Annotated in this window: 14 protein-coding genes and 1 other annotated feature; all 14 genes read left to right on the top strand. The window is 40.3% G+C overall.

Going from position 1 to position 14,878, the window contains the following annotated elements; translation table 11 throughout:
• Positions 1–239 precede the first annotated feature (239 nt).
• The 14 genes from ACQKEZ_RS18775 (at position 240) to rlmB (ending at position 14,876) form a co-directional block, all read left to right on the top strand.
• Entirely contained in the window at positions 240–704 is a 465-nt protein-coding gene (locus ACQKEZ_RS18775; RefSeq protein WP_427303442.1) for a CtsR family transcriptional regulator, read from the top strand.
• 14 nt (positions 705–718) lie between these two features.
• Positions 719–1,276, top strand: coding sequence for a UvrB/UvrC motif-containing protein (locus ACQKEZ_RS18780; protein WP_427303444.1), 558 nt, complete (start codon positions 719–721; stop codon positions 1,274–1,276).
• Between the two features lie 4 nt (positions 1,277–1,280).
• The gene (locus ACQKEZ_RS18785; protein WP_427303446.1) at positions 1,281–2,372 is read left to right on the top strand and encodes a protein arginine kinase; all 1,092 of its coding nucleotides are present in this window, start codon (positions 1,281–1,283) and stop codon (positions 2,370–2,372) included.
• Positions 2,369–4,804 carry an ATP-dependent protease ATP-binding subunit ClpC gene (gene clpC / locus ACQKEZ_RS18790; RefSeq protein ID WP_427303448.1) on the top strand — a complete coding sequence of 812 codons (2,436 nt, stop codon included), beginning with the start codon at positions 2,369–2,371 and terminating at the stop codon, positions 4,802–4,804. Before ACQKEZ_RS18785 ends, clpC begins: the two co-directional genes overlap by 4 nt.
• A gap of 94 nt (positions 4,805–4,898) precedes the next feature.
• On the top strand, positions 4,899–6,278 hold the full coding sequence (gene radA / locus ACQKEZ_RS18795; RefSeq protein ID WP_427303450.1) for a DNA repair protein RadA: 1,380 nt from the start codon (positions 4,899–4,901) through the stop codon (positions 6,276–6,278).
• A gap of 2 nt (positions 6,279–6,280) precedes the next feature.
• Complete coding sequence (gene disA, locus ACQKEZ_RS18800) at positions 6,281–7,360, top strand: DNA integrity scanning diadenylate cyclase DisA (protein ID WP_427303452.1); 1,080 nt, start codon at positions 6,281–6,283, stop codon at positions 7,358–7,360.
• Between the two features lie 158 nt (positions 7,361–7,518).
• A complete protein-coding gene (locus tag ACQKEZ_RS18805; RefSeq protein ID WP_427303453.1) occupies positions 7,519–8,619 on the top strand; it encodes a PIN/TRAM domain-containing protein in 1,101 nt (366 codons plus the stop codon).
• A 13-nt stretch (positions 8,620–8,632) separates the two neighbouring features.
• Positions 8,633–9,322 carry a 2-C-methyl-D-erythritol 4-phosphate cytidylyltransferase gene (gene ispD / locus ACQKEZ_RS18810; protein ID WP_427303455.1) on the top strand — a complete coding sequence of 230 codons (690 nt, stop codon included), beginning with the start codon at positions 8,633–8,635 and terminating at the stop codon, positions 9,320–9,322.
• Between the two features lie 3 nt (positions 9,323–9,325).
• The gene (gene ispF / locus ACQKEZ_RS18815) at positions 9,326–9,802 is read left to right on the top strand and encodes a 2-C-methyl-D-erythritol 2,4-cyclodiphosphate synthase (protein WP_427303533.1); all 477 of its coding nucleotides are present in this window, start codon (positions 9,326–9,328) and stop codon (positions 9,800–9,802) included.
• A 94-nt stretch (positions 9,803–9,896) separates the two neighbouring features.
• Positions 9,897–11,348 (top strand): glutamate--tRNA ligase, encoded by a 1,452-nt coding sequence (gene gltX, locus ACQKEZ_RS18820; RefSeq protein WP_427303457.1) that lies wholly within the window; start codon positions 9,897–9,899, stop codon positions 11,346–11,348.
• Positions 11,349–11,581, top strand: a binding site (T-box leader). It abuts the gene before it with no gap.
• A 77-nt stretch (positions 11,582–11,658) separates the two neighbouring features.
• On the top strand, positions 11,659–12,312 hold the full coding sequence (cysE, locus tag ACQKEZ_RS18825) for a serine O-acetyltransferase (protein ID WP_427303459.1): 654 nt from the start codon (positions 11,659–11,661) through the stop codon (positions 12,310–12,312).
• Positions 12,309–13,709 (top strand): cysteine--tRNA ligase, encoded by a 1,401-nt coding sequence (gene cysS / locus ACQKEZ_RS18830; RefSeq protein ID WP_427303461.1) that lies wholly within the window; start codon positions 12,309–12,311, stop codon positions 13,707–13,709. The genes cysE and cysS overlap by 4 nt, the downstream gene beginning before the upstream one ends.
• A 2-nt stretch (positions 13,710–13,711) precedes the next feature.
• Complete coding sequence (locus ACQKEZ_RS18835; protein WP_427303463.1) at positions 13,712–14,143, top strand: Mini-ribonuclease 3; 432 nt, start codon at positions 13,712–13,714, stop codon at positions 14,141–14,143.
• A complete protein-coding gene (gene rlmB, locus ACQKEZ_RS18840) occupies positions 14,127–14,876 on the top strand; it encodes a 23S rRNA (guanosine(2251)-2'-O)-methyltransferase RlmB (RefSeq protein WP_427303465.1) in 750 nt (249 codons plus the stop codon). The genes ACQKEZ_RS18835 and rlmB overlap by 17 nt, the downstream gene beginning before the upstream one ends.
• The last annotated feature ends 2 nt before the right edge of the window (positions 14,877–14,878 follow it).

The raw sequence follows: 14,878 nt of genomic DNA on the forward strand, positions 1-14,878 counted from the left end.
CGCCGATGGTAGTTGGGGGTCTCCCCCTGTGAGAGTAGGACGCCGCCATGCTTGTTTAGATCAGTTCCAGTCGGAACTGATCTTTTTTGTGTACCTTTTTCTAACATCGTTGAGGTTTGACCCGTGACGAATGTGGAAATAATATTCTTAGTTGAGCGATTATCTTGAAAAGTTGAGCGAAAAATTTTATAGTAAGATTAAAGTCAAATATAGTCAAAGTCAATGGAGGAGGGGGCTGAGTGGCACAAAATATTTCTGATATCATCGAACAGTATTTGAAGGAAGTCTTGGATCAGAACGGTCGAGAAATATTAGAAATTAAACGCAATGAAATTGCTGATAAATTTCAATGCGTACCTTCACAAATTAACTATGTCATTAATACGCGTTTTACAAGTGAAAGAGGCTATATCGTTGAAAGTAAACGCGGTGGCGGTGGTTATATTCGCATTATTAAAGTAAAAATGAATGATGAAGTCGATTTATTGAACAACATTATTTCTCAAATATATAACCGTTTACCACAGGCTGCATCTGACCATATCATTATGCGTCTTGTTGAAAATAATATTTTGTCTGAAAGAGAAGCAAAGATGATGATAAGTGTTATGGATCGTTCAGTTCTGCATATTGACTTACCAGAACGTGATGAGCTGAGAGCTCGAATGATGAAAGCGATGCTGAATGCCTTGAAATTACAATAAAGCGGGTGAAAAGATTGATTTGTCAAGAATGCAATGAGAGACCGGCTACTTTTCACTTTACGAAAGTCATAAATGGAGAAAAACAAGAAATGCACATATGTGAACAATGTGCAAAAGAAAATAGTGACTCATATGCTATTAGTGGAAACCAGGGTTTCTCAATACACAACTTGTTATCAGGGTTATTAAATATTGATCCAGGCTTTGCTGATAACACGAAAAAAGGATCAACTATTTTTCAAGAAGCAAGAGAAATTGATCAATGTCCGAAGTGTGAATTGACGTTTCAACAATTTAGAAAAACAGGACGTTTTGGTTGTGCGGAATGTTATCGAACGTTCGATCAGTTTTTAAATCCTGTGTTAAGGAAGGTTCACAGCGGTAATACAGTTCACAGTGGAAAAATTCCGAAACGGATTGCTGGTAGCCTACATGTTCGCCGAAAACTTGAAATGATGCAAAAAGAATTAAAACAGCTGATTGAGCAAGAAGAGTTTGAAAAAGCAGCAGAAGTAAGAGACCAAATTCGTGCATTAGAGCATGAACAATCTGAGCAGAGGGAGGGAGATTAACGGAATGTCGCTCCAGCATTTTATTCAAGACGCATTAAGCCAATGGATGAAGCAAAAAGGGCCTGAAAGTGACATTGTTCTAAGTAGCCGCATACGGCTTGCTCGAAATTTAGAGCATGTTCGTTTCCCGACTCAATTTTCTCAAGAAGAAGCCGACGCTGTCCTTCAGCAATTTGAGCAAAAGTTTGCGAGTCAAGAAGTAAAAGATATTGGAAATTTCGTTCTTATTCGTATGAATGAAGCACAGTCTTTAGAGAAAAGGGTACTTGTAGAAAAACACTTAATTAGTCCGAATTTAGCAGAATCCCGTTTTGGCGGCTGTCTGCTTTCTGAAAATGAAGAGGTTAGTATCATGTTAAATGAAGAAGACCATATTCGAATTCAATGTTTATTTCCAGGATTTCAGCTTGCGAATGCATTAAGAGCTGCCAATCAGGTAGATGATTGGATTGAGGAACAGGTGGATTATGCCTTTTCAGAAAAAAGAGGATACTTAACAAGTTGCCCGACCAATGTGGGAACAGGAATTAGGGCATCTGTCATGATGCATTTACCAGCACTCGTGTTAACAAGACAAATTAATCGAATTATTCCCGCTATTAATCAACTGGGTCTTGTTGTCAGAGGAATTTATGGTGAGGGTAGCGAAGCAATAGGAAACATCTTTCAAATCTCAAACCAAATCACACTTGGTCAATCAGAAGAGGATATTGTTAATGACCTTAATAGTGTTGCAGCACAACTCATTGAACAAGAGCGCTCTGCACGAAAGGCATTATATCAAACTTCTAAAATTGAACTTGAAGACAGAGTGTATCGTTCCTTAGGCATCTTAGCGAACTGTCGCATGATTGAATCCAAGGAAACAGCAAAATGTCTTTCCGATGTGAGGTTGGGCATCGATTTAGGTATCATTAAGGGGCTTTCAAGTAATATACTTAATGAACTCATGATTTTAACACAGCCTGGTTTCCTTCAGCAGTATTCGGGAGGAGCTTTACAGCCTAATGAAAGAGATGTCAAACGGGCAGCTATTATTAGAGAACGGCTGCGTTTAGAAATGCATAGGAATAGACAGGAGGATGAAACGATATGATGTTTGGAAGATTCACTGAAAGAGCTCAAAAAGTATTGGCACTTGCACAAGAAGAAGCAATTCGCCTAGGGCATAAAAATATTGGAACAGAGCATATTTTATTAGGCCTTGTACGTGAAGGTGAAGGAATTGCAGCAAAAGCGTTAGAAGCGTTAGGGCTAGTTCCAGATAAAATCCAAAAAGAGGTCGAAAGCCTGATTGGCAGAGGGCAAGAGGTGTCTCAAGCGATTCCTCATTATACACCGAGAGCAAAAAAGGTCACTGAGCTTTCTATGGACGAAGCGAGAAAGCTAGGGCATTCCTATGTGGGAACAGAGCATATTCTTTTAGGGCTCATCCGCGAAGGTGAAGGTGTAGCAGCACGAGTGTTAAATAACCTTGGGGTTAGCTTAAATAAAGCGAGACAGCAGGTATTACAGCTTCTCGGAAGCAACGAAACGGGTTCATCCTCTGCGGGGACAAACAGCAATGCCAACACACCTACTTTAGATAGTCTAGCGCGTGATTTAACTGCTATTGCGAAAGAAGATAGCTTAGACCCTGTAATTGGGCGCAGTAAAGAAATTCAGCGTGTTATCGAAGTGCTAAGCAGAAGAACAAAAAACAATCCTGTCTTAATTGGTGAACCGGGTGTTGGTAAAACAGCAATTGCTGAAGGTCTTGCTCAGCAAATTATTCATAATGAAGTACCAGAAATTTTACGTGACAAGCGTGTGATGACACTTGACATGGGGACTGTTGTTGCTGGTACAAAATATCGTGGTGAATTTGAGGATCGCTTGAAAAAAGTAATGGATGAGATCCGTCAAGCAGGCAATATCATTCTTTTCATTGATGAGCTTCATACTCTAATTGGTGCAGGGGGAGCAGAAGGAGCAATTGATGCCTCTAATATCCTGAAGCCATCATTGGCACGGGGAGAGCTTCAGTGTATTGGAGCGACAACGTTAGATGAGTATCGTAAATATATTGAAAAGGATGCTGCGCTTGAGCGTCGTTTCCAGCCGATTCAAGTGGATCAGCCATCTGTTGACGAGAGCATTCAAATTTTAAGAGGTCTAAGAGACCGTTATGAAGCACATCATCGTGTTTCCATAACGGATGAAGCGATTGAAGCTGCAGTGAAATTATCTGATCGCTATATTTCTGACCGTTTCCTTCCAGATAAAGCCATTGATCTAATTGATGAGGCGGGTTCAAAGGTTCGCTTGCGTTCTTTTACAACACCACCAAACTTAAAAGAATTAGAGCAAAAGCTGGATGAAGTAAGAAAAGAAAAGGATGCAGCCGTTCAAAGTCAGGAGTTTGAGAAAGCCGCTTCTCTTCGTGACACAGAACAGCGTTTGCGTGAAAAAGTAGAAGTCACAAAGAAAACATGGAAAGAAAAACAAGGGCAAGAGAATTCAGAAGTATCTGTTGATGATATTGCCATGGTCGTATCCAGCTGGACTGGAGTCCCTGTTTCAAAGATTGCGCAAACTGAAACTGATAAGCTCCTTAACATGGAACAGTTGCTTCACTCTCGTGTCATTGGACAGGATGAGGCCGTTGTCGCTGTTGCAAAGGCAGTGAGACGTGCACGAGCAGGTTTAAAAGATCCCAAGCGCCCGATTGGTTCATTTATTTTCTTAGGCCCTACGGGTGTCGGAAAAACTGAACTAGCGAGAGCGCTAGCGGAGTCAATTTTCGGCGATGAAGAGGCAATGATTCGTATTGATATGTCAGAGTATATGGAGAAACATTCGACTTCAAGATTAGTTGGATCACCTCCTGGATATGTGGGATATGATGAAGGAGGTCAATTGACAGAGAAGGTGAGAAGAAAACCATACTCTGTGGTGCTTTTAGATGAAATTGAAAAAGCACATCCTGATGTGTTTAACATTCTTCTTCAGGTACTCGAAGATGGACGTCTGACAGACTCTAAAGGACGTACAGTCGACTTTAGAAACACAATTCTGATTATGACATCGAATGTTGGCGCAAGTGAGCTGAAACGAAATAAATTTGTAGGCTTTAACGTGCAAGACGAAAATCAGAACTATAAAGACATGAAAGGGAAAGTGATGGGAGAATTGAAGCGTGCATTTAGACCAGAATTCATCAACCGTATTGATGAAATTATCGTCTTCCATTCACTTGAGAAGAAGCATCTTAAAGAGATTGTTTCACTTATGTCTGATCAATTAACAAAACGATTAAAAGAACAAGATCTCTCCATTGAATTAACAGAGGCCACAAAAGCGAAAATTGTGGACGAAGGCGTTGACCTTGAATATGGTGCTCGACCATTAAGAAGAGCCATTCAAAAGCATGTAGAGGATCGTCTGTCAGAAGAATTACTGAGAGGCAATATTCAAAAAGGGCAACATATTGTTTTAGATGTAGAAAATGGAGAAATTGTCGTAAAAGCAACTGCTGCTACGAATTAATATGTTAAGAAGTGAGAGTGAGGCATACCGAAAAACGCGTATGCCTCCCTTTACTTATTTTTGACAAATGCAAGGGAGTTGGATTCTTCAATCTATGGCTAAAACAAAATCGAAATTTATATGCCAATCTTGTGGTTATGAATCAGCCAAATGGATGGGTAAATGTCCAGGCTGTGGCACGTGGAACAGTATGACAGAAGAGGTCGTTCGAAAAGAGGCGGCAAATCGAAGAAGTGCTTTTAACCATTCTGTACAAACCGTTCAAAAACCTTCACCTATATCTGCAATTGAAACATCAGATGAACCCCGAATTAAAACAAATTTAGAAGAATTTAACCGTGTATTAGGAAGCGGTATAGTCAAAGGCTCTCTCGTTCTCATTGGCGGAGATCCTGGAATCGGTAAATCCACTCTTTTATTACAAGTATCTGCACAGCTTTCAGATGAAAATAAGACCGTTTTATACATATCTGGAGAAGAGTCAATTAAACAGACGAAGCTTAGGGCAGATAGACTTGGAATACAAAGTGCGTCTTTACATGTATTGGCTGAAACCGATATGGAATTTATAACGTCTGCTATACAAGAGATGAAACCAGCCTTTGTTGTGGTGGATTCCATTCAAACCGTCTATCAAAGCGATATTACATCAGCACCTGGGTCTGTATCGCAGGTGAGAGAATGTACGGCACAATTGATGAAAATTGCCAAGACTAACGGCATTCCCATCTTTATCGTTGGACATGTAACCAAGGAAGGGTCTATTGCTGGACCACGTCTCTTAGAGCATATGGTAGATACAGTTCTATATTTCGAAGGAGAGCGACACCATACATTTCGAATATTAAGAGCTGTGAAGAACCGTTTTGGCTCAACGAATGAATTAGGTATTTTTGAAATGCGAGAAGAAGGTTTAACAGAAGTACTAAACCCTTCAGAAATTTTCCTAGAAGAGCGATCAGCCGGCGTCTCAGGTTCGTGTGTTGTTGCCTCAATGGAAGGAACTAGACCTGTTTTAGTTGAAATACAGGCATTAATTTCGCCGACGAGCTTTGGGAATCCAAGACGTATGGCAACAGGACTTGATCATAATCGTGTTTCTTTGTTAATGGCTGTATTAGAGAAGCGAGTAGGTCTACTTTTACAAAACCAGGATGCATATTTAAAAGTAGCGGGCGGTGTAAAGTTAGATGAGCCAGCAATTGATCTGGCAGTCGCTGTAAGTATTGCTTCAAGCTTTAAAGATGCAGCGCCACATCAAGCCGATTGTTTTATTGGTGAGGTAGGACTAACAGGCGAAGTCAGAAGAGTATCAAGAATCGAACAACGTGTGCAGGAAGCAGCGAAATTAGGGTTTAAGCGGATGTTTATTCCTAAGGCAAATATAGATGGATGGAAAAAGCCAAGAGGGATTGAATTAGTAGGTGTAGAAAATGTAGCGGAGGCACTTCGTATTTCACTAGGGGGAGCATAGAAATGGAAAAAGAAAAAAAAGGAGCGAGAGAAGCAGATCTTCTGGATATTGTCCAGTTTGTTGCACCAGGGACACCTCTTCGAGTAGGTATCGAAAATGTCCTTAGAGCAAATACTGGGGGTCTCATTGTCGTTGGTTATAACGATAAGGTTAAAGAAGTGGTAGATGGAGGGTTTCACATCAATTCTGCCTTCTCCCCAGCACATTTATATGAATTGGCAAAAATGGATGGCGCTATTATATTAAGTGATTCTGGACAAAAAATTCTTTATGCGAATACACAACTGATGCCAGATGCAACCATTCATTCATCGGAAACTGGGATGCGGCATCGTACTGCTGAACGAGTAGCAAAACAGACAGGTTGTTTAATTATTGCAATTTCTGAACGTAGAAATGTAATTACCTTATATCAAGGGAATCGCCGATATACATTGAAGGATATCGGCTTTATTTTAACAAAAGCCAATCAGGCGATTCAGACCCTTGAGAAATACAAGACCATTTTGGATCATGCAATTTCAACATTAAGTGCACTTGAGTTTGAGGAACTGGTGACCTTTGGTGATGTGCTTTCTGTTCTGCACCGCTATGAAATGGTACTTAGAATTAAAAATGAAATCAATATGTACATTAAGGAACTGGGCACAGAAGGACACCTGATCCGCCTGCAAGTGAATGAGCTTATTACAGATATGGAACAGGAAGCGGCTCTATTTATTAAAGATTATGTAAAAGAAAAAATTAAAGATCCGTATGTATTATTAAAACAGCTTCAAGATATGTCGAGCTTTGAACTGCTGGACGATTCGATCCTGTACAAGTTACTTGGATATCCTACTTCTACAAATATGGATGAATATGTGTATACAAGGGGCTACCGCTTGCTTCATAAGATTCCGAGATTGCCAATGCCAATTGTAGAAAATGTCGTTGAAACATTCGGTGTTCTTGATAGAATTATGGAAGCTGATGTACAAGATTTGGATGAAGTAGAAGGAATTGGAGAAGTAAGGGCGAAAAAGATAAAAAAAGGATTAAAAAGATTACAAGAAAAACATTATATTGACCGTCAGCTATAACATGAGAAATTTTTCTATTATACGATTAAAAATGGCTGAATATGGGTATATTAATGATGCTTTTTGTTTTTCCGCTATTTGTGTTGGGGAAACTTAAACATAAATATGAATGAAAGATTAAGGTGGAGTGTAATATGGAAAATAAAGGAGGTGAAGGTATGTTAAAAAGAATCGTTCAGGCGTTTTTTATCATTTTTGGTGCAGTTGTGGGGATTTTTATCATTCCAGAATTATTTCTGCTGTTAAATGCAAAGGACATACCTTTAATTACAAATGCTTATTCATCAGCACTCATAGGAGCCGCGTTATTTTTTGTAATCGGCAGATGGTGCACAGGATTTGTTGTGAATTGGGTAAAATGGATCGAGGATTCTCTGTTAAAGGCCCCTCTTCCTGACCTAATATCAGGAAGTTTCGGTTTAGTTTTTGGACTTATTCTAGCATATCTTATTGTAAACGTGATCCCACTAAACAATATCCCATACCATATTTTCGGAACGATCATTCCGATTTTCCTGGCTTTCTTTTTAGGATACCTTGGATTCCAAGTAGGGTTTAAGAAGAAAGATGAAATGATGAACCTGTTTTCAAGAACAGGTAAAACTAGCAAGAAAAAAGGCGCAAATGATGATGAGCTTGAAGTAGAAGATAAAAAGCTGAAAATTTTAGACACAAGTGTTATTATTGATGGGAGAATTGCAGATATTTGTCAGACGGGCTTTTTAGAAGGAATTATTGTGATTCCGCAATTTGTGTTAGAAGAGCTTCAGCATATTGCAGACTCATCTGATGTTTTAAAGAGAAACAGAGGCCGCAGAGGTCTTGATATTTTAAATCGTATTCAAAGAGAATTGGATATTAAAGTCGAAATATATGAAGGCGACTTCGAGGACATCCAAGAGGTTGATAGCAAGCTTGTCAAGCTCGCTAAATTGACTTCTGGTGTTGTTGTGACGAATGATTTTAACTTAAATAAAGTATGCGAACTTCAAAAAGTAGCAGTATTAAACATCAATGATTTAGCCAATGCTGTCAAACCGGTTGTATTGCCTGGGGAAGAAATGAATGTTCAAGTCATTAAAGATGGCAAAGAACATAATCAGGGCGTTGCGTATTTGGATGACGGTACGATGATTGTCGTAGAAGAAGGACGCAATTATATTGGAAAAGATATTGATGTTCTCGTGACAAGCGTGTTGCAGACTGCTGCTGGAAGAATGATTTTTGCGAAGCCAAAACTTCTGGAGAAGGCGCTCTAAAGGGAGAACGAACATGTATTATGAAGTAGTCATTCCAGCTGCGGGGCAGGGAAAGCGAATGAAGGCCGGGCGAAACAAACTTTTTATCGAACTAAAAAGAATGCCGGTCATCATTCACACACTGAAAGTGTTTGACGCCCATTCACTATGCAAGCGCATGATCCTTGCGATTAACGAAGAAGAGCGTAGTGACTTTGAACGGCTACTGAAGGTACACGCTTTTCAAACACCTATTTCATTAGTAACTGGCGGTGAAGAACGCCAGCAAAGTGTGTATGAAGGATTAAAGGCTGTAAAAGATGCTAATATCGTGCTAGTTCATGATGGAGCAAGGCCTTTTATTAAGCATACGCAGATTGATCATCTCGTCAAAGCGGCTATTGAGAAAGGCTCCGCAGTGGTAGCGGTACCGGTGAAAGACACAATCAAGCGCGTTCAAGAAGGTAAAGTTGAACAAACCATTGAACGTCAGAGCTTGTGGGCAGTACAGACCCCACAAGCTTTTCGTCATTCTATTTTAAAAGAGGCGCATGAACATGCGGAACGTACTGGTTTTCTTGGAACAGACGATGCAAGTCTTGTTGAGCAATTACAGGGTGAAAGTGTTTATATTGTTCAAGGAGATTACACCAATATTAAACTCACGACACCAGACGATTTATTAGTAGCAAAGGCAATTATGGATGCGGAAAGAGGGAACTAGATGATGTTTAGAATCGGACAAGGTTTTGATGTACACCAGTTAACAGAAGGAAGACCGCTCATTCTTGGCGGTATTACCATCCCATACGAAAAGGGACTAATTGGTCATTCAGATGCGGATGTATTGTTACACACTGTGGCTGATGCGTGTCTTGGGGCTATTGGAGAAGGAGATATTGGGCGTCACTTTCCAGATACAGACCCTGAATTTAAAGATGCAGATTCATTTAAGTTGCTACAGCATGTGTGGGCACTTGTGAAAGAAAAAGGCTATACATTGGGAAATATTGATTGCACCATTATTGCCGAAAAGCCGAAAATGGCACCTTACATCGAGCAAATGAGAAAAAGAATAGCAGAAGGTTTAGAAGCGGATGTCTCACAAGTTAATGTCAAAGCAACGACAACTGAAAAACTTGGGTTTACTGGAAGAGGAGAAGGAATCGCTTCACAGGTAACTGTGCTTCTACAGAAAAAATAAAATCAATTTTGAAGCAAGTGGTATTTGATGATAAAATACCTTTATATAAAATTGGTATCAGGCAACATGATGCAGATGAAAGGAAGTTAAACTCATGGGAAATGAAGTGCGTGTTCGTTATGCACCGAGTCCAACTGGTCATTTACATATTGGGAATGCTAGAACGGCTCTATTCAATTATTTATTTGCGCGCAGCCAAGGCGGTAAGTTCGTCATTCGAATTGAAGATACGGATCAAAAGAGAAATGTAGAAGGTGGAGAGGAAAGTCAACTTCGTCATCTAAAATGGCTTGGTATTGATTGGGATGAAAGCATCGACAAAGATGGAGGATATGGTCCCTATCGCCAATCAGAACGTAATGATATTTACAAAAAATATTATGATGAGCTGTTAGAAAAAGGTCTTGCTTACAAGTGTTATTGTACGGCTGAGGAATTAGAGCAAGAGCGTGAGGAACAAATTGCCCGTAGTGAGATGCCGAGATATTCTGGTAAATGTAGCCATTTATCAAAAGAAGAAGAGGACAAACTCATCGCTGAAGGAAGAGAGCCTAGTATTCGCTTCCGCGTCCCAGCAGGAGAGATCATCAAATTTGATGACATCGTAAAAGGCGAAATTTCTTTTGAAACAGATGGTATTGGTGACTTTGTGATCGTGAAAAAAGACGGTATACCGACATACAACTTTGCAGTTGCTGTCGATGATCATCTAATGGAAATGACGCATGTTCTTCGCGGAGAGGATCATATTTCTAACACACCAAAGCAAATCATGGTGTTCAACGCTTTTGGTTGGGACGTTCCTGTTTTTGGTCATATGACGCTTATCGTAAACGAAAGCCGCAAGAAATTAAGTAAGCGTGATGAATCGATCATCCAATTTATTGAGCAATATAAAGACTTAGGTTATTTACCAGAAGCGTTGTTTAATTTTATTGGCTTACTCGGTTGGTCTCCAGTCGGCGAAGATGAGTTATTTACGAAAGAGCAATTCATTGAGATTTTCGATGTAAATCGACTTTCAAAGTCACCAGCGCTATTTGATATGCATAAGCTGAAATGGGTGAATAACCAATATGTGAAAGCACTTGATCTTGATCAAGTAATTGCACTCACATTGCCGCATCTACAAAAAGCAGGCAAAGTCGGCGAACAGCTTTCTGAAGAGGAAAAAGGCTGGGTTCGGAAGTTGATTTCTCTTTATCAAGAGCAATTAAGCTATGGAGCAGAAATTGTTGAGTTAACAGAGTTGTTCTTTAAGGAGCAAATTGAGTATAATCAAGAAGCAAAGGAAGTTCTTGCAGAAGAACAAGTATCTGAAGTCATGAAATCTTTTGCTGATCAGCTTAAAGGACTTGAAGAGTTCACACCTGAAGCAATCAAAGCGGCTATTAAAGCTGTTCAAAAAGAAACAGGACATAAAGGGAAGAAGCTATTTATGCCAATTCGTGTCGCAGTAACAGGGCAGACTCATGGACCAGAGCTTCCACAAAGTATTGAACTATTAGGAAAAGAAACGGTACTAAACCGAATTACACAAATATAAGTGAAATCGTTGCGAGGGAAAAGTATAAAGTTTAAGCGCCCATCACAGAAAGAGTCTTCATCGGCTGAAAGAGACTTATGGGCAGGCTTTAGAAATGCACCCTCAAGACCCTTGAGGAACACGTAAGTCAGTATTCAAGGGCGGTCGCCGCCGTTATGGGATTGAAGTTGAGAAAGCTTGCAGTATGAAGTTTTCTAAACAGAGTGGAACCGCGTTTTCTAAACGTCTCTGTCAGATGCAGAGGCGTTTTTTGTTTGTCAAAAAAAGAGAGCAAGCCTGAGAGATTGATTGGAAGAACGGGGGGTAACTTGTGTTTTTCAAGATGCTGAAAGAAGATATTGATACTGTGTTTGATCAAGATCCTGCTGCCAGAAGCTATTTTGAAGTGGTATTGACCTATTCAGGACTTCATGCGATTTGGGCTCACCGTATTGCGCATGCTTTTTACAAACGCAAACTGTATTTTATCGCGCGTGGGATTTCTCAGCTTAGTCGGTTCTTTACGGGGATTGAAATTCATCCAGCTGCCACAATTGGCAGACGATTCTTCATTGATCATGGAATGGGTGTCGTGATCGGAGAAACATGTGAAATCGGAGACAACGTCACCGTTTTTCAAGGGGTGACGTTAGGGGGAACAGGGAAAGAGAAAGGGAAACGACATCCGACCATTTTGGATGATGCCCTCATTGCAACAGGTGCCAAGGTGCTCGGTTCGATCACTGTTGGAAAAGGATCAAAAATTGGAGCGGGTTCAGTCGTATTAAAGGATGTTCCAGATCATTCAACAGTTGTAGGTATACCTGGGCGAGTGGTGGTTCAAAATGGAAAGAAAATCAAGCGTGATCTCAACCATCAGGATTTGCCAGATCCAGTTTCCGACCGTTTTAAAGAACTGGAAAGAGAAATGGAAAAGCTAAAAAGCGAACTGGCTTCATTGAGCAGAAAGGAAGAACAATCATGACAATCAAAATTTATAATACAATGACGCGACAGAAAGAGGAATTTGTTCCAATTGAACCAGGGAAGGTCAAGATGTATGTGTGCGGACCAACCGTCTACAACTATATTCATATTGGAAATGCAAGACCTGCCATTGTATACGACACAGTTCGTAAATACTTGGAATATAGCGGATATGATGTTCATTTTGTATCTAACTTTACAGATGTAGATGACAAACTGATTAAAGCGGCTAATGAATTAGGGGAGGATGTCCCAACCATTGCTGACCGATTCATAAAAGCTTATTTTAAAGATGTGGGAGCACTCGGCTGCAAAAAAGCTGATTTGCATCCTCGTGTCACCGAAAACATGGATGACATTATTACTTTTATTGAAACGCTGGTTGAAAAAGGGTTTGCTTATGAAGCTGATGGAGATGTCTACTACAGCACTCGCTCATTTGATGGATACGGGAAGCTTTCCCACCAGTCCATTGATGAACTAAAAACAGGTGCCCGCATCCGTGTAGGTGAGAAGAAAAAAGATGCACTAGACTTTGCTTTATGGAAAGCGGCAAAAGAAAATGAAATTGCTTGGGATAGCCCTTGGGGGCAAGGACGACCAGGCTGGCACATTGAATGCTCAGCTATGGTGAAGAAGTATTTAGGGGATACGATTGATATTCATGCGGGTGGGCAAGACTTAACTTTCCCTCATCATGAAAATGAAATCGCACAATCTGAGGCACTAACAGGAAAAACTTTCGCGAAATACTGGATGCATAATGGATATATCAATATTGATAATGAGAAAATGTCAAAATCACTTGGAAACTTCGTATTGGTGCATGACATTGTGAAAGAGCAAGACCCAGATGTACTTAGGTTCTTCATTCTATCTGTTCACTATCGTCACCCAATCAATTATTCAATGGATCTGTTGGAAAACACAAAAAGCGCTTTTAGCAGGCTGAAAACGGCTTTTGCCAATTTGCATCATCGCTTGGAAAGTAGTACAAATTTGACTGAGGATGCATCAGAATGGTTAGCAAAAGTTGAAGAGCAACGTGCGGCTTTTATTACAGAGATGAACGATGACTTCAATACAGCAAATGCCGTTTCTGTTTTATTTGAATTAGCGAAGCAGGCAAATTATTATATGGAGAACGATCATACGTCAGAGGAAGTCATTCAAGCATTCATTCAGCTATTCAAAGAAATCACCTCTGTACTAGGTTTTTCATTAGAAGAAAAACACACACTTGATGAAGAAGTAGAAGCGTTGATAGAGAAACGTAACGAAGCAAGAAGAAATCGTGATTTTGCGCTATCTGATCAAATTCGTGATCAGTTGAAGAGCATGAATATTGTGTTAGAGGATACTCCTCAAGGTACTCGTTGGAAAAGAGGAGAATAGGCATGTTGAATTTTGAAAAGTTGAAAGATGGGAAACAGTTGAACGGTCTTGCACTTGCTTATATGGGTGATGCTATTTTTGAAGTATACGTGAGGCATCACCTCCTGCAAGCGGGGGCTACCAAACCAAATGAACTTCACAAGCGAGCAAGCAAGATTGTATCCGCTAAATCCCAAGCAGCCATTTTATTTGAGTTGCAACAGCGCTCCTTTTTCACAGAAGCGGAAGAAGCGGTGCTGAAAAGAGGAAGAAATGCTAAATCGGGCACAGTGCCTAAAAACACAGACGTTCAAATGTATCGTTATAGTACAGCATTTGAAGCTGTGATCGGTTATCTGTTTGTTGAGAAACAGGAAGAACGGCTAGAGGAACTAATAGAGCAGGCTTTAGAAATTGGAACGTCAGGGAGGAAGAAAAATGAGTCAGCAACATGATTATGTGATTGGGAAAAATGCAGTGATCGAAACATTAAAATCGGATCGAGAGCTTTACAAGCTTTGGATGGCAGAAAACACTGTAAAAGGACAAGCCCAGCAGGTCATTGAACTCGCCAAACAACAAAATATTACGATCCAGTATGTTCCGAGAAAAAAGCTTGATCAAATGGTTTCTGGTCAGCATCAAGGAGTTGTTGCACAAGTTGCTGCATACGAATATGCAGAGATGGAGGATTTGTATCAACTAGCTGAACAGCGGAATGAGCAGCCTTTTTTCTTAGTGCTTGATGAAATAGAAGACCCTCACAACCTAGGCTCTATTATGCGAACGGCAGATGCTGTCGGCGCTCACGGTATTGTCATTCCAAAACGAAGAGCGGTCGGTTTAACTACAACGGTCGCTAAGGCGTCGACAGGAGCGATTGAACATATTCCGGTAGCTAAGGTGACGAATTTGTCCAGAACACTCGAGGAGATGAAGGAAAGAGGAATTTGGATCGCAGGTACTGATGCAGCTGCTAAACAGGATTACAGGCAGTTTGATGGAGCGATGCCATTGGCACTTGTGATTGGTAGTGAAGGGAAAGGAATTGGTCGTCTCATTAAGGAGAAATGTGATTTTCTTATTAAACTACCAATGGCTGGAAAGGTCACTTCACTTAATGCATCCGTTGCAGCCAGTCTGTTGATGTATGAAGTCTATCGGAAACGTCAACCACTAGGGGAATAACA

The organism is Bacillus sp. NPDC077027, assembly GCF_050269555.1.
Lineage (GTDB): Bacteria > Bacillota > Bacilli > Bacillales > Bacillaceae > Bacillus.

Bases quoted from the DNA above. Each gene is read 5' to 3' on its own strand.
- clpC (WP_427303448.1), top strand. From the start codon at position 2,369: ATGATGTTTGGAAGATTCACTGAAAGAGCTCAAAAAGTATTGGCACTT.
- rlmB (WP_427303465.1), top strand. From the start codon at position 14,127: ATGAGTCAGCAACATGATTATGTGATTGGGAAAAATGCAGTGATCGAA.
- ACQKEZ_RS18835 (WP_427303463.1), top strand. From the start codon at position 13,712: ATGTTGAATTTTGAAAAGTTGAAAGATGGGAAACAGTTGAACGGTCTT.
- gltX (WP_427303457.1), top strand. From the start codon at position 9,897: ATGGGAAATGAAGTGCGTGTTCGTTATGCACCGAGTCCAACTGGTCAT.
- ACQKEZ_RS18805 (WP_427303453.1), top strand. From the start codon at position 7,519: ATGTTAAAAAGAATCGTTCAGGCGTTTTTTATCATTTTTGGTGCAGTT.
- radA (WP_427303450.1), top strand. From the start codon at position 4,899: ATGGCTAAAACAAAATCGAAATTTATATGCCAATCTTGTGGTTATGAA.
- ispD (WP_427303455.1), top strand. From the start codon at position 8,633: ATGTATTATGAAGTAGTCATTCCAGCTGCGGGGCAGGGAAAGCGAATG.
- ACQKEZ_RS18785 (WP_427303446.1), top strand. From the start codon at position 1,281: ATGTCGCTCCAGCATTTTATTCAAGACGCATTAAGCCAATGGATGAAG.
- ispF (WP_427303533.1), top strand. From the start codon at position 9,326: ATGTTTAGAATCGGACAAGGTTTTGATGTACACCAGTTAACAGAAGGA.
- cysS (WP_427303461.1), top strand. From the start codon at position 12,309: ATGACAATCAAAATTTATAATACAATGACGCGACAGAAAGAGGAATTT.
- disA (WP_427303452.1), top strand. From the start codon at position 6,281: ATGGAAAAAGAAAAAAAAGGAGCGAGAGAAGCAGATCTTCTGGATATT.